Source organism: Pedobacter psychrotolerans (genome assembly GCF_004340665.1).
In the GTDB taxonomy this organism is placed as follows: domain Bacteria; phylum Bacteroidota; class Bacteroidia; order Sphingobacteriales; family Sphingobacteriaceae; genus Pedobacter; species Pedobacter psychrotolerans.
On the sequence record NZ_SLWO01000002.1, the window covers coordinates 601,254 to 624,992 of the forward strand.

The 23,739-nt window shown below is 36.3% G+C and carries 23 protein-coding genes; 16 read left to right on the plus strand and 7 right to left on the minus strand.

What is annotated here, in order from left to right; all coding sequences use genetic code 11:
- Positions 1–93: 93 nt before the first annotated feature.
- Positions 94–747 (minus strand): hypothetical protein, encoded by a 654-nt coding sequence (locus EV200_RS06210; protein WP_132530204.1) that lies wholly within the window; start codon positions 745–747, stop codon positions 94–96.
- 95 nt (positions 748–842) lie between these two features.
- On the opposite strand from EV200_RS06210, the gene EV200_RS06215 reads away from it, so the two are divergent.
- From EV200_RS06215 to EV200_RS06240, 6 genes are all read left to right on the plus strand, one after another.
- Positions 843–1,439: a hypothetical protein gene (locus EV200_RS06215; RefSeq protein WP_132530206.1), complete on the plus strand. Its 597-nt coding sequence runs from the start codon at positions 843–845 to the stop codon at positions 1,437–1,439.
- A 46-nt stretch (positions 1,440–1,485) separates the two neighbouring features.
- On the plus strand, positions 1,486–2,853 hold the full coding sequence (locus EV200_RS06220; protein ID WP_132530208.1) for a peptidylprolyl isomerase: 1,368 nt from the start codon (positions 1,486–1,488) through the stop codon (positions 2,851–2,853).
- Between the two features lie 5 nt (positions 2,854–2,858).
- Positions 2,859–3,821: an AAA family ATPase gene (locus EV200_RS06225; RefSeq protein WP_132530210.1), complete on the plus strand. Its 963-nt coding sequence runs from the start codon at positions 2,859–2,861 to the stop codon at positions 3,819–3,821.
- Positions 3,822–3,938: 117 nt separating this feature from the next.
- The gene (locus EV200_RS06230) at positions 3,939–4,211 is read left to right on the plus strand and encodes a hypothetical protein (protein ID WP_132530212.1); all 273 of its coding nucleotides are present in this window, start codon (positions 3,939–3,941) and stop codon (positions 4,209–4,211) included.
- A 27-nt stretch (positions 4,212–4,238) separates the two neighbouring features.
- Positions 4,239–4,478, plus strand: coding sequence for a hypothetical protein (locus tag EV200_RS06235; RefSeq protein ID WP_132530214.1), 240 nt, complete (start codon positions 4,239–4,241; stop codon positions 4,476–4,478).
- Between the two features lie 139 nt (positions 4,479–4,617).
- Positions 4,618–4,818 carry a hypothetical protein gene (locus tag EV200_RS06240; protein WP_132530216.1) on the plus strand — a complete coding sequence of 67 codons (201 nt, stop codon included), beginning with the start codon at positions 4,618–4,620 and terminating at the stop codon, positions 4,816–4,818.
- A 52-nt stretch (positions 4,819–4,870) separates the two neighbouring features.
- Here the strand turns inward: EV200_RS06240 and EV200_RS06245 are convergent, their stop codons facing one another.
- From EV200_RS06245 to msrA, 5 genes are all read right to left on the minus strand, one after another.
- Positions 4,871–5,755: a glycerophosphodiester phosphodiesterase family protein gene (locus EV200_RS06245; RefSeq protein ID WP_132530218.1), complete on the minus strand. Its 885-nt coding sequence runs from the start codon at positions 5,753–5,755 to the stop codon at positions 4,871–4,873.
- A 140-nt stretch (positions 5,756–5,895) separates the two neighbouring features.
- On the minus strand, positions 5,896–6,753 hold the full coding sequence (locus tag EV200_RS06250) for a DUF4440 domain-containing protein (protein ID WP_132530220.1): 858 nt from the start codon (positions 6,751–6,753) through the stop codon (positions 5,896–5,898).
- Positions 6,754–6,831: 78 nt separating this feature from the next.
- Positions 6,832–7,815, minus strand: a complete 984-nt coding sequence (locus EV200_RS06255) for a M28 family peptidase (protein ID WP_132530222.1) — start codon at positions 7,813–7,815, stop codon at positions 6,832–6,834.
- A gap of 71 nt (positions 7,816–7,886) precedes the next feature.
- On the minus strand, positions 7,887–9,347 hold the full coding sequence (gene cysS / locus EV200_RS06260) for a cysteine--tRNA ligase (protein WP_132530224.1): 1,461 nt from the start codon (positions 9,345–9,347) through the stop codon (positions 7,887–7,889).
- Between the two features lie 159 nt (positions 9,348–9,506).
- Positions 9,507–10,106 (minus strand): peptide-methionine (S)-S-oxide reductase MsrA, encoded by a 600-nt coding sequence (msrA, locus tag EV200_RS06265; RefSeq protein ID WP_132530226.1) that lies wholly within the window; start codon positions 10,104–10,106, stop codon positions 9,507–9,509.
- Between the two features lie 279 nt (positions 10,107–10,385).
- Between msrA and EV200_RS06270 the strand changes: the two genes are divergently transcribed.
- The 5 genes from EV200_RS06270 (at position 10,386) to EV200_RS06290 (ending at position 15,442) form a co-directional block, all read left to right on the plus strand.
- The gene (locus EV200_RS06270) at positions 10,386–11,348 is read left to right on the plus strand and encodes an isopenicillin N synthase family dioxygenase (protein ID WP_132530228.1); all 963 of its coding nucleotides are present in this window, start codon (positions 10,386–10,388) and stop codon (positions 11,346–11,348) included.
- Between the two features lie 146 nt (positions 11,349–11,494).
- Positions 11,495–12,088 carry a Crp/Fnr family transcriptional regulator gene (locus tag EV200_RS06275; protein WP_132530230.1) on the plus strand — a complete coding sequence of 198 codons (594 nt, stop codon included), beginning with the start codon at positions 11,495–11,497 and terminating at the stop codon, positions 12,086–12,088.
- 127 nt (positions 12,089–12,215) lie between these two features.
- Positions 12,216–13,661 (plus strand): hypothetical protein, encoded by a 1,446-nt coding sequence (locus EV200_RS06280; protein ID WP_132530232.1) that lies wholly within the window; start codon positions 12,216–12,218, stop codon positions 13,659–13,661.
- Positions 13,662–13,679: 18 nt separating this feature from the next.
- Positions 13,680–14,159 carry a hypothetical protein gene (locus tag EV200_RS06285; protein ID WP_132530234.1) on the plus strand — a complete coding sequence of 160 codons (480 nt, stop codon included), beginning with the start codon at positions 13,680–13,682 and terminating at the stop codon, positions 14,157–14,159.
- A gap of 677 nt (positions 14,160–14,836) precedes the next feature.
- Positions 14,837–15,442, plus strand: a complete 606-nt coding sequence (locus tag EV200_RS06290) for a tetratricopeptide repeat protein (protein ID WP_132530236.1) — start codon at positions 14,837–14,839, stop codon at positions 15,440–15,442.
- A gap of 335 nt (positions 15,443–15,777) precedes the next feature.
- Here EV200_RS06290 and EV200_RS06295 read toward each other — a convergent pair whose 3' ends face one another.
- Positions 15,778–17,595, minus strand: coding sequence for a serine hydrolase domain-containing protein (locus tag EV200_RS06295; protein WP_132530238.1), 1,818 nt, complete (start codon positions 17,593–17,595; stop codon positions 15,778–15,780).
- A gap of 642 nt (positions 17,596–18,237) precedes the next feature.
- Between EV200_RS06295 and mutL the strand changes: the two genes are divergently transcribed.
- From mutL to EV200_RS06320, 5 genes are all read left to right on the plus strand, one after another.
- Complete coding sequence (gene mutL / locus EV200_RS06300; RefSeq protein ID WP_132530240.1) at positions 18,238–20,079, plus strand: DNA mismatch repair endonuclease MutL; 1,842 nt, start codon at positions 18,238–18,240, stop codon at positions 20,077–20,079.
- Between the two features lie 169 nt (positions 20,080–20,248).
- Complete coding sequence (locus tag EV200_RS06305) at positions 20,249–20,989, plus strand: rhomboid family intramembrane serine protease (protein WP_132530242.1); 741 nt, start codon at positions 20,249–20,251, stop codon at positions 20,987–20,989.
- Complete coding sequence (locus EV200_RS06310) at positions 20,982–21,836, plus strand: rhomboid family intramembrane serine protease (RefSeq protein ID WP_132530244.1); 855 nt, start codon at positions 20,982–20,984, stop codon at positions 21,834–21,836. The genes EV200_RS06305 and EV200_RS06310 overlap by 8 nt, the downstream gene beginning before the upstream one ends.
- Entirely contained in the window at positions 21,836–22,957 is a 1,122-nt protein-coding gene (locus tag EV200_RS06315; protein ID WP_132530246.1) for an endonuclease/exonuclease/phosphatase family protein, read from the plus strand. Before EV200_RS06310 ends, EV200_RS06315 begins: the two co-directional genes overlap by 1 nt.
- 93 nt (positions 22,958–23,050) lie before the next feature.
- Positions 23,051–23,683, plus strand: coding sequence for an NAD(P)H-dependent oxidoreductase (locus EV200_RS06320; RefSeq protein ID WP_132530248.1), 633 nt, complete (start codon positions 23,051–23,053; stop codon positions 23,681–23,683).
- Positions 23,684–23,739: the final 56 nt, after the last annotated feature.

Genomic DNA, 23,739 nt, shown 5'->3' on the forward strand with positions numbered 1-23,739 from the left:
TTAGGTTTTGAGAAAGTTGTGCAACTGATGTTACAAAATAATTTAATTAATTTGCTTGTACAATGTATTGATACTTGACCTAACAACTCGATACTATTTAATTTTCTGAAGGTTTCCCCAAAGCAGTTTTTTTGCACTTAAATCGCTATCTAAGAGGTGCAGATTAGGCGCAAAAATAATCCTGGTTGTTTCATGCGTGATAATTTCATTTTGCCATTCATAATTCAATTCCAAATCGGCAATTTCCACACCAAAGGAAAGCATGATTAAAGGTTTAAAAAACTGGTGAAAAGATGCAAAATTAGTGCCCGGATAAGTAGCATAATTGACTAATGCAAAATCAGCAGTTCCTAAATCAACAGCCTTAACAATTTTTCGGAGTAACTCTTTCCCTTGTTCAGTGCTTACATCGTTCGTATGATCATTCACTAAAATCAAAACAGATTTTTTATTTCCGCCCAAAAACTTAAATGATTTTTCTGTCTTAGAGTCTGTAATATTAGGCAGAATCTCGACGTTTTCTTGTATATTTTTTGGTATTTCAATATCCTTAGCTAAAGAAATCCCTGGGTTTATCGAGGGTGTAGCAATATTAGTCTCAGGTTTAATTGCAATAGAAATTTCTTCTAAAACAGGCTCTGCAGCAACATGATGCGATATTTCCACATTTTCATCTTTCACTAAAAATACTTCTTCAGTAAAAAATAATCGTAAAGCATTCGCATTGTTGGTAACCTGGTTTTCCATTCGTATTTTTGTAGGAGAATAATTTCTGTTAAAATTAGTTAAATATCTTATAATCGCCCTGCTTATTGTTACTTTTATCCCTTAAAATTTATAGAGTGCTCCGTGTAAACAAGGCTTATTGCTTATTCGTTTTCAGCTTTATTTCCAGCTATTCGTTTGCTCAGAACGTTGCTGTGATTAATGCTAAACCTGTAAGTGCTAAAGAGTTTCTTTGGGCCTATAAAAAGAGTCACAATGGAAGCATCAGTGCAGGTTATGAAGATTTAGCATCATATCTAAACTTATATATAAATTTTAAACTAAAGGTTTTAGATGCCCGTGAAATGGGATTAGATAAAAATCCGGTTTACCAGGAAGAAATCAAAACTTATGAAACAGCATTAGAGGCTCATAAAAAAAATAGTGGAGTTAATAAAAACTATGACTTATTGCTTAACGAATACCGTGAAGGCGTTTTAATGTTTAATGTTTCTGAACAGAAAATTTGGAGTAAAGTACAGGAAGATGAACAGGGAATTATAGATTTTTATCAGCAAAACAAAAAGGACTATAATGCACCTTTAAGTGAAATTAAAGGTCAGGTAATAGCAGATTACCAACAAAATTTAGAGGAAAACTGGCTCAAGGGCCTCAAACAAAAATATCAGATTAAGGTAAATGAAAACGAGTTAAAAAAACTTGCCAAACCATAAATACTGGTTAATAAATAGTATAATAATCGCAAATATAAATAATAGAATGAAAAAAGTTTTTTTAGTAGCAACCGCATTAATTTGCTTGTTTTTAAATAGTTATGCTCAACCTGGAAAACATAACATTGATAAAGTTGCTGCTGTTGTAGGAAATAACATTATACTGCTTTCTGATTTAAATCAACAATACACACAATATCTTTATCAGGGCAATCCTGCTAATGAAGATATTAAATGTAAGATTTTGCAAAATACTCTTACCCAAAAACTTTTAAAGCAACAGGCAGAAATCGATTCGGTAATGGTGGAAGACGGGCAGGTTGATGATGAAGTAAACAAACGTATGCGTTACAGCATGCAACGTGCAGGTGGACAAGAGCGTTTAGAGCAATTCTTAAATAAATCGGTGCTCCAGTACAAAGATGAGATCAGGCCATCTGTTAAAGATGAATTGATTGCACAAAAAATGCAGGCAAAAATTACTGAGAACATTAATGTTACGCCAATGGAAGTTGAAAAATATTTCAAAACCCTTGGAGATAGTATTCCTGAATTTAATACAGAAGTAGAAGTTGGAGAAATTATTTTAGATCCGAAGCTTACCAAAGCAGAGAAACAAAGGTTCCATGATAAAATTGAAGCGCTTCGTTTAAGGGTAAAAGGTGGTGATGATTTCGGCGTTCTAGCTAAAACTTATTCGGAAGATCCAGGTTCATCAGCAGATGGTGGTGATTTAGGTTTCTTTGACAGAAGTACTATGGCGAAAGAGTTTACAGCTTGGGCATTTAAACTTAAGGCTGGTGAAATGTCGCCTGTTTTTGAAACAGAATTCGGTTTTCACATTTTACAGGTAATTGAACGCCGTGGGGAGCAAGTACATGCACGTCACATATTAGTAAGGCCTGCAACTACACCTGAAAGTTTAACGCGTTTGAAATTACATGCAGATAGTATCTACAACAAAATCTTATCAAAAAAGATAAGTTTCGCAGCTGCTGCAAGTTTATATTCTGATAACAAGGAAACCAAATTTAATGGTGGTATGATGCTTAATGCAGAAAATGTACAGGCAAGAAGTACTTTCATTCCGATTGATAAATTAGATCCATCCGTATTTTTAGTGATTGATACCATGAAAATAGGTGCCATTTCAAAACCGAATCTTTATACCGCTGCTGATGGTAAACAAGCCTACCGTATCTTATACTTGAAGTCTAAAATCCCACCTCATAAAGCAAACCTTGCTCAGGATTTTCCGAAAATCAGAGATGCTGCTCAAAGTGATAAAATTAATCGTACTTTAAGCGAATGGTTTGAAAAACGTCGTGAAAGCACTTACATTAAAATTGACGATGAATTTAATACCTGCAATGAGTTAAAGATTTGGACTAAAACCTCCACAGCCGCAAAATAAAACGAATGCAGTACAAAAACGAAGTAGAAGCTGTTAACGCACTTCACCTGGCTTTTAACAACATTAAAGCTGAAATTGGTAAAGTTGTTGTTGGACAAGATGAAATCATCAAATCTGTTTTAATCGCCATTTTTAGCAACGGACATTGTTTGCTGGTTGGTGTACCCGGATTAGCTAAAACCTTACTCGTTCAAACAGTTGCTGCAGTTCTTGATCTCGATTTTAACCGGATTCAATTCACACCAGACTTAATGCCCAGTGATATTATTGGCGCAGAGATATTAGGAGAAGACAGGCATTTTAAATTTATTAAAGGGCCTGTTTTTTCCAATATTATTTTAGCTGATGAGATTAATAGAACACCCCCTAAAACACAGGCTGCTTTACTGGAAGCCATGCAGGAAAAATCAGTTACCGCTGCCGGACAAACGCATACCTTACCAAAGCCTTTCTTTGTTTTAGCTACACAAAACCCAATTGAACAGGAAGGCACTTATCCCCTGCCGGAAGCACAACTCGATCGTTTTATGTTCAATATTCAGTTGAATTACCCAGCATTTGCAGATGAACTGAACATTGTTCGTAACACCACCAGCAACAAAACCGTTCAGTTGCAAAAAATTATTCACGCGGATGACATTCAATATTTCCAGCAGCTGATCAGAGAAATTCCAGTAACCGATCATGTTTTGGAATACGCGGTAAAACTGGCTTCTAAAACACGTCCAAATAGTGAATTTGCAACGGATGCAGTAAATAAATACATCAGTTGGGGTGCAGGCCCCAGGGCTTCACAATTTCTTGTTTTGGGTGCAAAATGCCATGCTGCTGTAACTGGCAAATATGCACCAGATATTGAAGATGTTCAGGCTGTTGCAGAACCTATTCTTCGCCACAGAATTGTTCGCAATTACCGTGCGGAAGCAGAAGGCTTATCTATAGAAAAGATTATTAAGGATCTTTTGTAGCACCTTTGATTTAACACCATACTTTTTCAATTTCATTTTCTGGCTGGCACTTTTTTATCATTTGTTTATTTTGATATCTTTAAACATAAATTGTTTAAAACCCTAAAAACAAATCAGATGAAAACCAAAGCATTTATCTTTTTTATCCTGTTTCAATTGTTATTGGCAACTGCTTTTGCTCAGAAAAATGCGGGTTTAAATACTTTATTAAATAAAAATGCAGAATTCATACTCCCACAAACAACCGATAAAATTTCTGCAGCTTTACATGCAAAAACCATTATCACAGATAATGTGAATGATGGCGAGCGATATGCAGAATGGATTACTTCATCAGGTTTAGGAGTCTATACCAATCTCGGAGATGAGAAGACGGTTAATGATATCTAGTTCAGTATTCCTGATGATCGATATATCATGATTTCAGGTTTGCCATTTAATCTGGTGCTGAATAAAACGACAATTGATGAGGCTATGGCTAAATTTAAGAAGTATAATGTAAAAAAGTCAAAACTTAGTGATGGCAGCTTCTATTCAAATGGTACAAAACTGCTTTTTAAAAAGGGCTCTCACTATATAACCCTATCCTACAATGATCAGAATCTATTAAAATCTCTATCCATTATGCGCTTCATTCCTGATCCTGCTGCTGGATAATTAATTTTTTCATTTGAGATTAATAGCTGTTAATTATCTGCGCTACAAATCACATTGTAAATCTTTATTTTCTATTTTTGTTGTTATCTTTACACCCACACAATAACAAAGCATCAATTTAAAAATCAAAATATTCGATATGTCAGCTCACGATTCACACGCTCCGGTTCAGGATACAAAAGGAATTTGGACACTACCTTTAGCCGCATGGATTATTGTTTTAATTCTTCTTGTAGCATTCACCAGACCAATTTTCCATCATGCAGAAGAATCAACTTCACATGAGAAAACAGAGAAACCACATTCAAAAGCTGAAGAAGCAGAGACATCTCATCACTAAAATATTACTGGCATAAAAAAAGCGATGACATCATCGCTTTTTTTATGGATTTTTATTTCACCTGATTCATCAGATTTGGGAAGTCAGTAATCACGCCATCAACCCCCAGGCTCATAAAATACTTTAAATCTTTAACCGTATTCACCGTCCACGGAATGATTTTAATACCCATTTCGTGACAGCGATCTACCAGCCCTTTACCAACCAGCACCGAATATGGGCTATAAATGGTTGGATTAAAACCTAATTTTTCAATATAATCCTCAAAAGGTTCCTTCTCATCAATGAGCAAGGAAGTTTTCACTTTAGGATATTTTTCATGTAGATATTGTAATGTTCGCATATCAAAAGATTCGATAATTACCCGTTTGGCAATCTTTTTAGTATTTACTACATCCATAATTAATTCTACAAATTCAGCTGGTTCAGGATGGAATTCATTATCGCCATTTTTGATGGTTTTGGTTTCAATACTATAAACTGGTTTGGCTAAGCGATGTTCTTTAACATAGGCCTCTACAGCATCTATCGTTTTAGAGAGTAATGGTTTATAAGCCTTGAATTTCATTTGTCCTGGAAAACGGGCATGAATCTTACTTCCTACATCAAATTTTTTCACCTGCTCATAATCCATCTGATAAATATTGTAGTTTTTCTGATCCTTAAAGGAAATCGGTTTGCCGTTGGGCAATAATGAAATTTCATTGTTAAAATAGGGCTCCTGAGATAAAACAACTTGTTTATCTTTTGAAATCACAGCATCCATCTCTAATGTCGTTACACCTAAGTCCAGGGCTTTTAACATTCCTTCAATTGTATTTTCGGGCATAATGCCTCTCGCTCCTGCTTTGCCTTGAACATCAAACTTTCTTTTCTGTGCCGATGCTTGAAAGAATAATAAAATAATAGCAGATAGGATGAATAGTTTTTTATGCATAAATTTTGTTTTTAGGGTAAACGTAAAACCCAGTTTTAAGTTGTAATTAATTATTAGATAACAGTCTCAAAGCTTTGCCCGTTAGAAATAAAAAAAGCTTTCCTTTTACAGAAAGCTCGTTCAATTCACATTTTGGGCAACTATCTTTCAGCAGGAACAAATGCTTGTACAATCAGATTCCAACTGGCATCTGCAGCTTTTTCATACACAAAAACGTAATTAAAACTTTCGCGTAAATCTGCCTTATAATCTATGGTAGCCACGCCAAAGGTATAGGCTAAATCACTGCCTATGGCTTTATCTACCCCTATAGTTTTCAGGTTAATTTTACTAATCATTCCGTTGTAAAACGTAACAATTTTACCTTTCCCGGTGATAAGATCATTCCCTGGAAATAATAACCTTGCATCATCTGTTAAGAAGCCTCCAAAGGCCGCAACACCATGTGTTTTTAAAAAGGTATTTAAGGTTTTCTCTGTGGTGAGAATAATATCTTTTCCAGCTTTAATTTCCCTTTCATTTAAAAACTTTGGCGCAACATGGTCCTTCGGTTCAATAAATTTTGCTGCTGTTTGGCCCAATGGCTTGTTGCTTGAGGTTTCCAAATCTATGGCCAGCTTCCATTTGCCATTTTCTGATTTCCAGATGGATAAATATTGACCATATTTTTTCTCTGCACCATCAACTGTATAAGGACCCGTAGTAAAACCTAAATCGCCACTATGAGAAACCTGAGCTAAGTTAGGCTCCCAGGTAACTGATTTTTCGCTATTGGTTTGGGCATTATAATATGTTTTTACATTAACCGGGTTTGGACGAAACACCAAAGCACTTGCTAATGAATGTGCCAGATAGGCATCTTTATCACCATTTTTTGCAACCGATTTTGCGAAATCTTTTTCTGCATTAACCAGAGATTTTGTAGTTCCATCATTTTTTTGCGCGATTGCACTCAGCGCTAAAAGTGATGCGATTGCTGTTGAAAATATTTTTTTCATTATATGTTTAAGTATAGTTGTGCGAATATAAAATTTTATCAGTTTGCTGACTTCAAAAGTAATCAACAATTACACAATTTATTTTTCGCGAAAGATGGTTTCCAACACAGTTTGTCCGGTGGCTTTAAGCGTATTCCTATCAATATTGGCCAGGTTATCCAACTGCGTATGCCAGTTGATGTAGAAGCCACTGTTATCGTTATAATGGATAATATCTATTGAAGGTACACCAGCCTTATTCATCCAGAAATGATCATCAACCAGTTTCCCGCTAGGTAGATTAACAAAATATGAACCGAAGCCAATCTCATTGCCTATCGCCCATACATTATTAACTACATCTGGTGCAGACTGGCGCGAAATTTCATCCTGCGTAAATTGTGCATTACCGCCACCAACCATGTCCAGGTTAATGCCATATCTTGCCTTGTAACCTTTTGCTATTGCATTTTTCGACCAATACTGAGAGCCTAAACACCAGGTTACTTCGTCTGGAGTTTCGTCATTCGCTTTACCGTAATCTTCCAGATCCCAAAGAATAAAATCAACACCTACATTAGGTTGTGTTTTCTGGATTTGGCGAGCCATTTCTAAAATGACTGCCACGCCACTGGCTCCATCGTTCGCAGCATCAAAGGGCTTATTGTGGTTGGATGGATCGGTATCCTGATCAGAAAAAGGACGGGCATCCCAATGTGCGGTAACCAGTATTCTTTCTTTCTTCTCTGGATTGAAACTGGCCTCAATATTTTTCAACTGAAAAGTTTTGCCGTCGTATGTTTTTGTCTTCTCTCCTTTTACTTCAACCGATGCGCCGAAAGATTTCAACCTGGCAACCAAATAATCGGCACATTTTTGATGTGCCGGAGTACCCGGAATACGGGGACCAAAATCTACCTGCGCTTTTGTATACAGGTAAGCGCTATCTGCATTAAACTCCGGAGAAACCAATTTTACAGCTGCACTGTCTGTGGTTTCCTCGTTGTTACTTTTCGATTTATTTTTACATCCTTGCACTCCAAACAGTGCAATTAATGGTATGATTAGAAGTTTTTTATTCATTTGGTAAATTTTATAGCAGGCAATTTAATTAGGAAGACTCAATACTCCCGACTTAAGACTCCAAACTTAACCTATGCCTTACTCCAGGTTGTTCCTTCCTTACTATCTTTCAGTTGAATCCCCAGCTCCTGCAAACCAATTCTGATTTTATCGGAGGTAGCATAATCTTTATTGGCCTTTGCTTCCGTACGGAGATCAATCACCATATCCAATACGCCATTTAAATCATTACTTCCAGCATCTTCATCTTTTAAACCAAGAATATCAAAAACGAAATCGTTGATTAATTGCTTTAACTGTTCCAGCTGATCTGCAGAAATTTTGGCTTTTCCATCATATACTGTGTTGATAATCCTAACGGCTTCAAATAACTCGGCTATCAGAATCGGACTATTAAAATCATCGTTCATTGCGTTGATGCAATTCTCTTTGATCGTTTCGATACTAAAGTTACTTTCATCAGACACTGTTAATTTATCCAACAAACTAATCGCCGCCATTAGTCTTCTGAAGCCTTTTTCAGAAGCATCAAGTGCATCATTTGAAAAATCTAAAGTGCTGCGGTAATGTGCCTGCAACATGAAAAATTTAACCGTCATCGGGCTATAACCTTTTCTTAAAAGCTCGTGGTCTCCGGTAAAGAGTTCCAATGGAAGAAACCCATTTCCGGCAGATTTAGACATCCGCGTACCATTCACCGTAAGCATATTGGTATGCATCCAGTAACGGGCAGGTTGTTTATGACTGCAAGCTTCTGATTGCGCAATTTCATTGGTATGGTGCGTGGCTGCAAGGTCCATCCCACCACCGTGAATATCAAATTCATCGCCGAGATATTTGGCGCTCATGGCTGAACATTCAATGTGCCAGCCTGGAAAACCCAAACCCCATGGAGATTGCCATTGCATTAAGGTTTCTGGCTTTGCTTTAATCCATAAGGCAAAATCTAAACGGCCGCGTTTTTCATCCTGACCACCCAATTCACGGGTGTTATTCAGCATATCTTCCAGGTTCCGGTTGGTAAGAATGGTATAATTATATTCTTTACTGTATTTTTCAACATCAAAATAAACATTTCCGCCAATTTCATAACCATAACCATTGGCAATAATGACCTTAATCATCTCAATTTGCTCAATAATATGGCCGGTTGCTGTAGGTTCGATACTGGGCGGCAAGGTATTAAACATGCGCAGCACATCATGAAAACCTAAGGTGTATTTTTGTACAATTTCCATAGGCTCCAGTTGCTCTAGTTTCGCCCGTTTGGCAAATTTATCATCCCCTTCATCACGATCACCTTCCAGGTGACCTGCATCGGTAATGTTGCGCACATAACGAACCTTAAAACCCAAATATTTAAGGTACCTGAAAATTAAATCGAAAGATATAAAGGTGCGGCAATTGCCTAAATGCACATCGCTGTAAACTGTAGGACCACACACATACATTCCAACATGGTTTGCATTGAGTGGTTGAAAAAGTTCTTTCTTACGTGAAAGCGTATTATAAAGCTGTAAGCCAGTATTCATATTGCAAATGTAATATTTACCAGCGTAAAGTTTGAGGAATGGAAAATTGTTTAGTTAACTGAGTAGTTAATTGACAATTCTTAAATGAAAAGGATAGGTGAAAAGTTCCTAACCCTAATTCACATAATGCCAATCAGGGTTAGGAACTTTAGATAATCGTTATTTTTTCAGTTTCGATTTGAATATTTTTTCCAGTTTTTCAATCTTTGGTTGAATGACCAACCTGCAATAGGCCTCATTGCCATTTTTATTGAAATAATTCTGGTGGTAACTTTCAGCTACATAAAATGGTTTTGCTGCCTCTATAGCCGTAACTACTTTCTTACCGTAAGCGTTTGTTTTATTTAATTCTGCTTTATATTTTTCTGCCAAGGCTTTTTGTTGTGGCGTATGATAGAAAATCACTGATCGGTATTGGGTTCCGCTATCTGCACCCTGACGATTTAAAGTAGTTGGATCATGACTTTTCCAAAAAACCTCCAATAATTCATCATAAGAAATTTCCATCGGGTTATAAGTAATCTGCAAAACCTCCGCATGACCAGTATTACCAGTACAAACTTCTTCATATGTTGGATTAGCCAACTGACCGCCTTCATAGCCTGACTTTACAGCAGTAACACCTTTTAAGCGTTGAAATATAGCTTCTGTGCACCAGAAACAGCCCATTCCAAAAGTTGCCTTTTCTGTTTTTTTCCCTTGAGCATTGGCCTGGTTTAAGGCTAAGACAGATAATAGAATTAAAATTATTTTTTTCATGTGTTTTGTGTGTTTATGCCTAACATTTACTGTGTCATATTTATATTCAAAATCTTCTACATTCTAACATTAGGTTATCTATATTACGAAATAAAAACCATCCTGGTTTGAGTTGAAACAATAATGGATTTTGCATGACAAACCCAACATTTTGTAAATACTAGTGTTTATGTTAATAACTTAAAAAGTTGATAATTAATTTTTTAGTCTCATAATATTTACCTTGAGAACACTTATTAACAATTCTTTTTTAAATTCGTACACATTAAATTTAAAATCATGTCTACACCGTATATTCCCTGTTTGGATTTGGGTTCTTATATCAATGGAACTGAAGAAGAACGTAAAAAATTTTCTGATGAGTTGGGCAGGGCCTTCAACGATTCTGGTTTTGTAACCATTACCAACCATGGTTTGAGCCAGGAATTAATTGATAAGCTTTACGAAAACATCCGTGCTGCTTTTGCATTGCCTTTAGATATTAAAAAGAAATATGAAAAGCCAGAGCTTGCTGGTCAGCGAGGATATACAAGCGCAGGAAAGGAAACGGCAAAAGGTGCTAAAACTCCGGATTTAAAAGAGTTCTGGCAAATCGGACAGGAAGTTATTGATGGTGATCCGGTGAAGGATCAGTATCCCGACAATGAAGTTTTAGAAGAATTGCCGGAATTTAACCAGGTTACGGGTGATATTTATAAAAAACTGGAAGAAAATGGCACACATCTTTTACGTGCAATTGCCACTTACCTTGAATTGCCTGTAAATTATTTTGATCAACATGTTCATAATGGAAACTCCATTTTGAGAGGTATTCACTACTTTCCAATTGAAAATCCAGAAGTTATTCCGGATGATGCTGTTCGTGCAGGTGCACATGAAGACATTAATTTGATTACCTTATTAATCGGTGCAAGTGCTGATGGCTTGGAGGTTTTAACGCGCAGCAATGAGTGGTTGCCAATTAAAGCACACCATACTGATATCGTGGTAAATGTTGGCGACATGCTGCAACGTTTAACCAATAACAAATTGAAATCTACTACCCACAGAGTGGTCAATCCACCTCGTGAATTAATGAAAACATCCCGATTTTCGGTGCCGTTTTTCCTTCACCCTCGCAGTGATATGGATTTAACCAGCTTACCTTCTACTATTGATGCAGCACATCCAAAGGCTTACAGCGACATGACTGCTGGTGAGTATCTGGATGAAAGGCTAAGAGAAATTGGATTGAAGAAATAGTTGGGAGTTGGGAGTCCGGAGTCGGAAGTCCAAAATTAAATAGTATAAAAGCATTAGCCAAAAGCTGATGCTTTTTGTTGTTTTAATAAAGGTTATATTTGATTTCATCTCTATTATAAAATTACATTCCGGCTAAACCAATATTTATGTCTGAACCATCTTTTAAAGAAGATTATCGAAATTTGTTCAATCTTTTTAATGCCATCTATCCATTAAGTGAAGAAATAAAAGTAGCCATCGTAGATAACAGTGACTTAATACACGTTAAGAAGAAAGTAAAATTATTAAGCGTTGGCGAGCTTAGCAACACCCTCTATTTCATTGTAAAAGGTGCTGCCAGGATTTATTATCTTGATAGAGAAGGAAAAGAAACCAATACTTGGTTTTTATTTGAAAATGAGCTTCTCATTTCAATTTACAGTTTTTATACAGGTAAACCAAGTTTTGAATATCTGGAAACACTGGAAGACTGTAACCTCATTGCTGTTAAAAGAGAAAAGCTCGAAGAAATTTATTTAAAGCATATGGAATTCAACTTTTCTGGCAGGAAACTAACAGAATTCTATCACATGCGTAATGAGATCCAGGCCAATGAATTACGCATGCTCAATGCAAAGGAGCGCTATCAAAAGTTAATGGAACGAAATCCTCAGCTTTTCCAGCGTGTTTCATTAGGGCATATTGCTTCTTATTTAGGGATCTCCCAAGAAACCTTAAGCAGAATTAGAAAACTAAAATGATTTTTTGACTTTTATCAAAATTTAAACGACTGTATGGGCGTAGGTTTGTTTAACTAAATCAAAATCTATGCGACTAAAATCTAAATCCAAAAATCCCTGGATATTAAGTATTGTAATATTACTATTGATGATAGTAATCGGCTCTTGTAAGAAAGAAATTTCTAAGAACTTTGATATTTCTCCTCCAAAGACACTATCAAAAGATGCTCCAGATTTAGCCATTAGGCTTGCAGCAATAAAGGAAAAATTTTACACAGATAAATTAGATAAAAAATTAATCCCAAATATCGACCAAAAACTTAGTTGGACGCCAGACTGGGATCATCCGAAGGTGCAAACTGTAAATGATAGTGTATCTTATGTTTTTTACCGATTGATAGGGAAGGTTAAAATAAATGATAAAATACAAGAGGTTACGGAAAAAGGGGCAGCATCTTTTTTAATGGTGAAAGATGAAGGTGAGTTCTTTAAGGCTTTGTATTATTATCCCCAAATGCCTAATGAAAAATCTAAGGTTAAAACAAAAATTAACATGCAAAATTTTTCAGGCAAATTATTACTCAATAACCTACATAATGGAGAAAATTTTTTACTTGATTATGCAAAAGGAAAACTCAGTGCGTCCTATCAAAAAAAACAATTATTAACCTTAAATAAATTAGCAATTAACAATCCTGCAACAAAATCTTACTGGAGCCAGCAATGTAGAACCGAGTATAGGGCTTGCACCTTTGTATCAGACGGATATAGCTATTGTGGGGGTGGAATAGATGTTATATATAGTGAATATTGTAATTGGCCATCAAGCGCTTGTGGAGTTACTTATTCTCTAACAGATTCTGATGAGCGATTAATCTGCGAAGATATTTGGTTTCCAGATCCACCAGAGCCAGTTGATCCAGAGGGAGGTAATGACGGTAGCGATAATGGTACAAATACAATTCCATCAGACCCATATATACCTGGACAAGATCATGAGGCAATAGACCCAAAGAAGTATACTAAATGCTTCGATAATATCCCTGATGTTGGAGCTACCTATAAAGTTATTGTTCAAGTTTTAGAACCAGTTCCAGGAACTTCGCTTAATTACGGATTTGTAAATGGTGTTGGACATACCGCAATAACACTTATCAAACAAGGAAGCAATGGATTTAAGGTAACACAAACTGTAGGTTTTTATCCGACAACTAACCCATTTAGTAGTGCATCAAAAATAGTTAATAATTCTGATCAAACAGACTACACAATCAGAATGGTATTTGACATGGGAAGCAATGCAATGGATTTCAAGAAAATTTTAACAGGTGTAGAAAATCCTCCTTCGCATTATGATTTATTGGAAATGAATTGTACGGCTTTTGTTGTCGGCATATGCTCTTCTGGCGGAATATCTTTGCCTAATGCATCGACAACAGTCGGAGTTGCTGGTGCAGGTGGGGTTACAACAGCAATGACACCTGGAGGATTGGGATATAGCATGAGAAATGCCCATTCACAAGGAGATAACAGGGTTTCTTCTGGCCCAACCTCTGTAAGCAATAATCCTGCTAGTAATGGCCCTTGTAATTAATTGATTAAAATAAGCAAAATGGAATCACATAGTAAAATTGGAATAGAACAATTCAGCAAACCTCTATACATAATAAATGGAATTTGCTTGACAATGAGTATTTGGTTTACATATAAACACTATTTTTATAATGATGGTAAAGGAATTGATGATATATTCTACATGCTTTCAATTTTTACTTTACATAGCTTCTTTGGATTAATTGCTCTTACAAAAGTAGGCGATGGAAAAGTTTATAAAAACTGGTTAATTATAGTAAATGTTTTCATTTTATTATCTGTTATTTTTGTTGAAAAAGAACTTATAAAAGGTGGATTTTATATAGTAATAATTCCCTTTATAGCTTATTGTGTACCACAATTTTTAAAAAACAGGGAAACAATAGTTAACTTCATGAAAGTATCATTTATTTGTGCTTTTATAACTTCGATACTCCCTATTTTCTCATTTATTATGTCAATTATTTCTTTAATAATTAACATAATAAATCCTTCTTAGCAATAATCACTTAACACATAATAAATCAAACGGAAAAGCTGCAAATAGTAAGGGTCCTTGTAATTAAAAGGATATAAAATAGGAAAACGATAAAATTGCTATTACTTTTTATGATTTTTAGCAGCCTGTTTATGGGAATCAAAATAAAACAGTGGGGGTTCTATTTGGATTTGAGTTTTATGAATACCCTTTCAACATTATGGGAAGTGATTCAATAATAAATATCTTTATTTGGATGATCCTGATCTTTTCTCATTTATCAATATTCGCCTTGCCCTTTATAATCAATAAAAGTTATTTCAAAAGAACGCTGATCGTTACTCCGATAATATTTGTCTTTACTTTTTCAATTTTAAATATTGGTTTCCTAGCTCTTTTAATTCCATTTATTATCTTTTGGGGCATTTCTTTGAGCATAGTTAATGATACACATCTCAATTTCAGTTATAAAATCCCCGGTAAGCATAAGTTTGAAGGCATAACTTTATTTAAACAAGCGAAAAATAAAATGGAATTTTTGCTATGCGAAGACCGCGATACAGAGGAACTAGATACAACGATCTATAAGTTAAGTTTAACTTTCTAACACAAGTCTGCTTATAAAATATTGTAGTAAACTATTTTAAAGTAACATATTTAAAATCCTGATACTAAAATGATATATTGGCAAAAAAAAGATGAAAAAGCATTTACTCTACATTTTGTTATTATTGGCTACCTCTCCATTTTGTTTTGCACAAACTAAAAGCGTTAAAGATCTTTATTGGGATTATTCGCAAATACGAATGGAAGACACTCAAAAGTCGCAAGCAATTTCGTTGGCAGAAGAACTCATAAAAAAAGCTCCGGAGCTTAGTAAAACACAACTAGGTAATGTAACTTACCATTTAGGAAGGCTTTATGAAGAAACAGGTAATACTGAAAAAGCCATTCCCTATTACGAACAAGCAATAAAAATAACTCCTGCATATTTTGTTCCTTATAGGGCATTAGGGTTTATTTTATTATCCAAATGCAATGCTATTGGCGCAAAAATGAATGAAGCTGGAAAAGCTAAAGATCTAAAGCTACACAAGGAATTATATGCTAAATACAGGGAAACTGCGCTTCAGGCATTACCTTACCTGGAAAAATCGCAGGCCTGCGATCCTGATGAAGAAACGAAAACCATCATCAACAATCTATACCAAAGTCTGAAGGATACTGCTTCCATTGCTTCACTGGATGAGCGATTAAAAAAAATGGCGACCAATTGCATTAGCCTTTTAGAAGACGAATACTAAACAATATATCAAAAGAGGCTATATCATAAATTCGAAATGTTATCCTGAGGATTAATTAGTTCTAGTCCTGGCCGGACGGGCTTTCTTCTTTGGGCAACCAAAGAAGCAAAGTTGCCGGCTCGCAATTTTTCTATGGAAGTCAGTAGTTAGGCTGGGTCAGTGCCATCCCGAAAAATTGACCATGCCGGTCTAAGAGCAGAACGAAGAAACAGTGGTTTGGCTTTCCTAGGCGGTTATAGCGATTGCCATAACATTTGCTTAAACAAGCTAAACATGAAAAATCTTAATATCATTTAATAATTAGATACTGCCTCTTATAATTTGAAGTTACCTTTTTACTTTTTAGCGTCATCAATCGTCTTATTCACCACATCCTGGATTCTGCCTCTGATTTTAAGATTGGAAAGTCTGTCGCTCACTGTTGGATTTACGCGGTTTGACAAGAAAATATACACCAAACCGCGAGATGGATCTACCCACACACAAGTTCCAGTATAACCAGTATGTCCATAAGTTTGTGGCGAAGCCAGGTTGGAAGGGTAATGCTTTGTAGTATCCGGATCCCAGCGATCAAAACCTAAACCCCGACGACTCACATTTGATTGCTTTGCCGTAAACGTATCTACTGTTTGCGGTTTAAAATATTCCGTTCCACCATAAGTCCCGCGATTCAGCATCATCTGATAGAGGATCGCAAGATCATTCGCACTGGCAAATAACCCAGCATGACCTGAAACACCTCCAGCCAATGCTGCGCCCTGATCGTGAACATAACCCATCAAAAGCGTTTTTCTAAAATATGTATCCTGCTCCGTTGGAATGATCTGGTCTTTACTGAATCTATTTCTTGGCAAGAAACCTGCAGTCTGCATGCCTAGAGGCTTATAAAATTGCTCGTAAGCATACTGGTTTAATGGTTCTTCACTGATGTGCTCTACAATATCTTTCATCACATACATGCTGATATCACTGTATACATATTTGCCACGTGTTCTAATAGGCGAATTGAGCATTTTTGGCCACATAAAATCTTTAAAGAAACCTTTCTTAATGTAATATTGATCAGCCACTTTAGTAGGGTAAGCAGCAGAAGAATCTCTGCTGTAATCGCCGGTTTTTACATAATCATGAAAAGGAATATAAGGAATAAAACCCGCCTGATGCAACATGACTTCTCTTACCTGAATATTGTTCATTGGAGAAGTACGGGCTTTAGCAATATAGGTCCCAATAGTGGTGTCTAATTTCAGTTTTCCTTCTTCAACTAAACGCATTACAGCAGGTGTAGTGGCGGCTATTTTAGTCACTGATGCTAAATCAAAAATATCAGTTACCCGATCTGGCACAGTGGTATCGTAGGTATGCGTTCCGTATGCTTTATTAAAAATCACTTTACCATCTTTGGCTACTAAAACTACCAAACCCGGCGTAGCTTTCTGGCTGATTGCTTCTGCAGCAATGGCATCGATTTCGCTTAAACCATTTGAATTTAATCCGGCATCTTCGGGGACGGTATATTTTAGCCGGGTCTTAGTTGTTACAAATCCAGATCCAACAGTATACCGCGCTGAAAAAGTATTGGTGAGTTTATTCTCTGCTGCAATGCCACCGAAAATATATTGCGGAACTAAGGCTGCAGCATCTGCATTATTTTGTGCAGTAAAAACAATTGGCGATTGCAAGGAATCAAAGGCTTTTAAACCTGGTCCGTTGCCAAAAAAGGCTATAATTACTTTTTTTGTTTTGCTGATGCTATTGATAAAATTAGTATACCTGGCATTGGTCAGGTGCTGATCATCAATAGAAACCAATACCGTGTTATAGTATTTCAGGTCATCTTCAAGATCGTTCAGGTTAACACTATCCTGATAATTCGCTGCAGAGAAGGAAGTTACCTTATCATATTTATTTGCTAAACTATCAAAAACCACGCTGTAAGCAAAACCCAGACTTACAGAGGCAATGTTTTTATGATCCAGCGATTTTAATGGAATAACCGAATCCTGATTATTTAACACCACTATGGTTTTAGCGATACTATTGGCAACGGAGAGTTTTCTTTCGTTATTGGCATGATCTTGTGCGCAAGCCATTAAACAAAGAATATTAAAAAAACTTATCGCAGCCAGAACCACTAATCTATTTCGTTTCATGCGGCTAAAGATAGAAAATTGTAATGATTTGGCTTTTAAAAATCCACTTTGTAGCGGAATAAAATAAGAGCCCCCTATCCGCCTGTCGGCACCTTTCCCCTGAAAGGGAAAGGCCATGAAGAATGCATTTTCGCCGCAATAGCGTCGTCATCTCGACCGAAGCGGAGAGATCTTTGTATCTTGCTAATAAGATAAACTGAGTTTACGACACATTCTTCCTCTGGCTGATTTAGTGCGGCATTAAAAAAGCAAGGTCATTCAGTCATTATGATGTTTTAACCCCTATACGCCTATCGGCACCTTTCCTCTGGAAGGGAAAGGCTATGAAGAAAGCCCTTTCGCACCAATAGCGTAGTCATCTCTGAACGGAGAGATCTTTGTATCTTGCTAATAAGATAAACTGAAATTATACTAAAGTTCAGTTTAACTCCACTCCTTATTTTCAAGGAGGAGCAAGGGGATCGTTTTAATTTCATTTGCTCAGGTTAATAACGCTTTGAAAAGAGATTGCTAATTCACTACAATCATATTTTAATCTATTTGTAGCACCTTTATAACCGTCATTTGCATGTTGAGTTTTAAACAAATCCGTTTCATTAAGCTTATTTTCTATAATTTAGCCCATTCACATTGCCATATTACATGACTGATATTATTCACTTATTGCCTGATGCTGTTGCCAACCAGATTGCTGCCGGAGAAGTTGTTCAAAGGCCAGCTTCGGCGGTAAAAGAATTGCTTGAAAATGCTATTGATGCTGGTGCAGATAAAATACAACTGGTGATTAAGGATGCTGGTAAAGCACTAATACAAATCGTAGATAATGGCTGTGGAATGAGTGTTACAGATGCACGCATGTGCTTTGAACGCCACGCTACCTCGAAAGTAAAAAAGGCAGAAGATTTATTTGCCATTCGCACGATGGGTTTTCGTGGTGAAGCCATGGCTTCCATCGCCGCAATTGCACAGGTGGAAATGAAAACCCGCAGGCATGAAGATGAGATTGGCACTTGCATTTCTATTGAAGGTGCTCAGGTAATAGCCCAGGAACCGGTAGCTACAACTGCAGGAACTCAAATCTCCATCAAAAACCTGTTTTTCAATACGCCTGCCCGAAGAAATTTTTTAAAAAGCAATCCGGTGGAAATGCGTCACATCATTGATGAATTTCAACGTGTAGCATTGGCGCATCCTGGAGTGTTTTTCAGTTTACACCACGATGGAACAGAGATCTTCAACCTTCCAAAAGGAAACCTGAAACAACGGATTGTACATCTTTTTGGAAACAATTACAATGAGCGACTGGTTCCGGTTGAGGAAGAAACTACCATCATTAACTTAAAAGGATATATCGGCAAACCGGCCTTCGCGAAGAAAACCCGGGGAGAACAGTTTTTTTTTGTGAACAACCGTTTTATAAAAGATCCTTATCTGAATCATGCCGTAAGCTCTGCTTTTGAAGATCTTTTACCCGATGACAGTTATCCGCTTTATGTCTTATTTATTGAGATTGATCCGGCAAAAATTGATGTCAACGTTCACCCTACTAAAACAGAAATTAAATACCTGGATGAAAAATCCATTTACGCCATTTTAAAATCGGCGGTAAAGCGTTCCATTGGTCGGTATAATATTGCACCTACATTAGATTTTGATCAGGAAACGGGCTTTAGCAATATGATTACGCACAAGGCTGTGGAAGATATTGTTCCGCCAAGTATCAACTTTAATCCTGATTTTAATCCATTTGCCAGTGATAGCAGCTCCGTTTCAGGCTATGCATCTTCACCAAGAAATTACGATGCAAAACCCAGTGCTAAAAACTGGGGCTCATTATATGAGATTACAGATCAGCCGATTGTAGAACAAACATCCATTTACGCGGAAGATAGTAACGAAATTGAAACGCCAAAAAAGCAATACATGCAATTGCATAATCGCTATATTGTTTCGCAGATTAAATCGGGTTTAATGGTCATTGATCAGCAGATGGCACATGAGCGAATCCTTTACGAACGTTTTCTCATACATCTTGATGATCGCAAAGGCGCTTCGCAACAAAGTTTGTTCCCACAAACCATTACTTTAAACGCCAATGATTTCGAACTGGCTAAAAGTTTACTGGATGATATAAAAAGTTTAGGCTTCGATGTACGTGAATTCGGTAAAAATACGTTGGTGGTAGAGGGTGTTCCTGTTGACCTTGGAAGCAGCAATATTAATGAAACACAACTTTTTGAACAATTAATTGAAGGTTTTAAAAACACTCAGCAGGAATTAAAGTTAAGTAAGCGTGATCGCCTGGCGAGAAGTCTGGCCAAAAACAGTGCAATCAAAGCAGGTACAGCTTTAGAACAAGAGGAAATGAATACGCTGATTGATGAACTTTTTGCCTGCAAAACGCCTAACTTTAGCGTGAGTGGAAAACCCATTATTCAAACGATTACTTTAGCGGAATTGGATAAAAAATTTGAGAAGGGCTAAAACAAGCTAAAAGACTAGAGCTTAAAGCGGAAAGAGTAAAGTTGAAAGACTAAAGCTTAAATAGCAAGGTTAAAAAAATGCTTAATACTTTTAATCTTATATCTGCTTAAATGTAATATATGGTCAGTAATTAAAAACAAAGTGAAAATCAAAACATTATCATAGATAAATGAACAACATACATATTCCACCAGTAGTTAAAAACCTGCTGATTATCAATATATTATTCTTTCTGGCCACTTTATATTTCGATACCAAAGGTATCAGATTGGGCTTTAGTCTAGGAGCTTTCTACTTCGATTCACCATTAGCCAGACCATGGCAACCCATCACCTATATGTTTATGCATGGTGGATGGGCACATATTTTCTTTAATATGTTTGCGCTTTATTCCTTCGGTACACTATTGGAAACGCGTTGGGGAGCCAAGAAATTTTTAATTTTTTATTTAATTACGGGCCTTGGTGCATTGGCACTACAATTAGGCGTACAGGCATTTGAAACTTATCAGTTAACCGGAGCTGTTGTTAATCCAGGAGCAGTTTCAGTTGACTTTGCCACCAGTATGGTTGAGGCCAATATAAAAGGTTTAAATAATCAGCAATTATCAAAACTAATTGATATCTACACCACACCCATGGTTGGCGCATCAGGTGCTATCTTTGGACTTTTAGTTGCCTTTGGTATGCTTTATCCGAATGCAGAACTTATGATTATGTTCATTCCGGTGCCTGTAAAAGCGAAATACATTATCCCATTTTACATTTTAGTAGAATTGTTTTTAGGTGTAGGCCAGTTCGAAGGAGATTCTGTTGCGCATTATGCGCATTTGGGCGGGGCCTTAATCGGCTTTATTCTGGTGAAGATATGGAAAGATAAAAACACCAATTTTTACACTTATTATGAATAATACTTTTAAAGATTTAAAGTTTAAAATATTTCAGTCTGGCAACCCGCTGTTTCTCTATATTGGTTTAAATACCATTATATTTCTGGTTACGGCTATTCTTTCTGTATTTTTATTTCTGGCGAAAAGTGATTTAATGATCAATGAATGGATCAGGGATTACTTTGGTGTTCCGGCAGCAATTTCTGCGCTTCCTACTCGCTTTTATACGGTAATTACCTACATGTTTTTTCATGATGGCTTCCTGCACCTTTTATTTAATATGCTTGGGTTGTTCTGGTTTGGAAATATCTTTATGAATTTCTTAAAAAGCAGACAATTCCATTTTGTTTATCTGGCTGGCGGGATTATTGGAGCACTGATTTATATTGCCGGGTTAAATATTTTCCCAGCCTTCGCTGGCGGCATTATTGGTCAAACTGTTATTGGTTCTTCAGCAGCTGTAATGGCAATCATTGTGGCCACCGCTACACTTGTTCCTAACTACACTATTATGATGATGTTGATCGGTGAAGTAAAAATTAAATGGGTAGCCATTGTTTATTTCTTCATTTCATTCATCGGATTATCATCAGCAAATGCCGGCGGAAATTTAGCACACATCGGCGGTGCAATTTTAGGTTTTGCATTTATTAAAAGCTTACAAAGTGGCCGAGACTGGAGTAAATTATTTGAGCGTAAACCAAAATTACGCGTGGTTAAAAACGACAAACCTCCGGTTAAAAAACCTGCTTTTAAAGATGTATCGCAACAGGAAATTGATGCAATTTTAGATAAAATATCTTCGTCAGGATACGATAAATTAACCGCAACAGAGAGAGAAAAATTATTCAAAGCAAGCAAAGATTAATGTCGACTAAAAAGTATAATTTACTGGATAAACTATTATTTCCGATTGCAATTATTTTGGCTTTAGGATTGATATTGGGAACAGTTGCAGGTAATATGGATCCGCGTGAACATCCTATTATTGCTTTTTTCGGTTTAGCCTATCCTTATTTTTTATTTCTTCATATCATTTTTATTGCCTGGTGGTGCATCAGTAAAAAATGGATTTTTGCACTGGTGAGTGTGGTCGTAATCGCTTATGGCTATAAAACCTTAAGGGCAACCTTTTCCATTAGTGGTGATAAAGGCCCACTCGAAAAGGCCGATAATAGCATTAGAATGATGACCTATAATGTTCATAATTTTAAGCTTTACGGAGGCGAAAATGATGAATCGGTAAAAGAGAAAATACTCCAAGTGGTGAACGATCAAAGTCCGGATATTATCTGTTTCCAAGAGTTTTACACCCGTTACAAAGGCGATTTCGACACGATAGATACCCTCAAAAAAATTCTAAACACAAAACATTTCTTCTTTGTTCCAACCAATAAAAATGAATACGAAGCCATTGGTTTAGCCATTTTTTCAAAATTCCCGATTAAAGCTACGGGTAAAATTCCTTTTGTTGAGGGCTTCCCTGGAAACATGAGTATCTACACTGATTTAGATGTTAAAGGCCAGACCTTAAGGGTATATAATGTGCATTTTCAGTCCATCTCTTTCGAAAAACAGGATTATGAATACCTGGATAAAGTGAAGGAAATGAATACGGAGATTCAGCCATCAAAGCGTATTTTAAGAATGTTAAAAAGTGCCTTTCTTAAAAGAAGCAGTCAGGTAGACGTGATGAAAAAGGAAATGGATAATTGTAAAACACCTTATCTCATTGCAGGAGATTTTAATGATACGCCTGCATCATACGTAGTTACCCAGATTACGGAGAACTTAAATAATGCTTTTATAAAAAAAGGATTGGGCTTCGGTACTACTTATAATGGCAAATTTCCAAATTTTCAGATCGATTATATCGCGACATCAAAAGACCTTGAGGTGTTGAATTATCAAATTGAAAAAGCAAAATTATCAGATCATTTTCCAGTACGGAGCGACTTAAAGCTTATTCAAAAAGCCGAGAAAAAATAGTGTAGCTTTTTCCACGAGATTTATTTTCTTATCATACATCAATAAATCAAAGCTGGTTTAAGCAGATATTTGAATGTAAAATTTAATCATACCATGAGCTTAATCGATGCACTAAACTGGCGTTATGCCGTTAAAAAAATGAATGGTCAGCCTGTAGAACAAGATAAGGTAGATCAAATTATAAAAGCTGCGCAGTTGGCACCAACATCTTCCGGCTTACAACCATTCAAGGTTATTGTAATCACAAACCAGGAATTAAAAGAACAAATTTTACCAATAGCATATAACCAATCGCAAGTGGTAGATGCTTCTCACCTATTGGTTTTTGCCGCTCAGGATAATTACACCGAAGAAGGAATTGATGAAGTATTTGATAGAATGAATACTGAACGTGGTTTACCTTTAGATACAACCGATGCCTATAAAAATCAGTTAAAAGGTACTTTATTATCGAGATCTGCAGAAGAAAATTTTCACCATGCAGCAAAACAAGCTTACCTGGCTTTTGGTATAGCCATTGCAGAGGCCGCCTTATTAAAGGTAGATCATACTCCAATGGAAGGCTTTAATGCCCAACAACTTGATGAATTATTGGGCTTAGATCAAAAACATTTAAAAAGCGTAACTTTATTACCACTAGGTAACAGAGATGAAAATGGCGACTGGCTGGTTAATCTTAAAAAAGTTCGCACCCCTTTAAATGAGTTTGTGATAGAATATAAATAAGAAATTCATATCCCACAGTATTTCGAGCAAGCTGGTTTTGACCAGCTTGTTTTTTT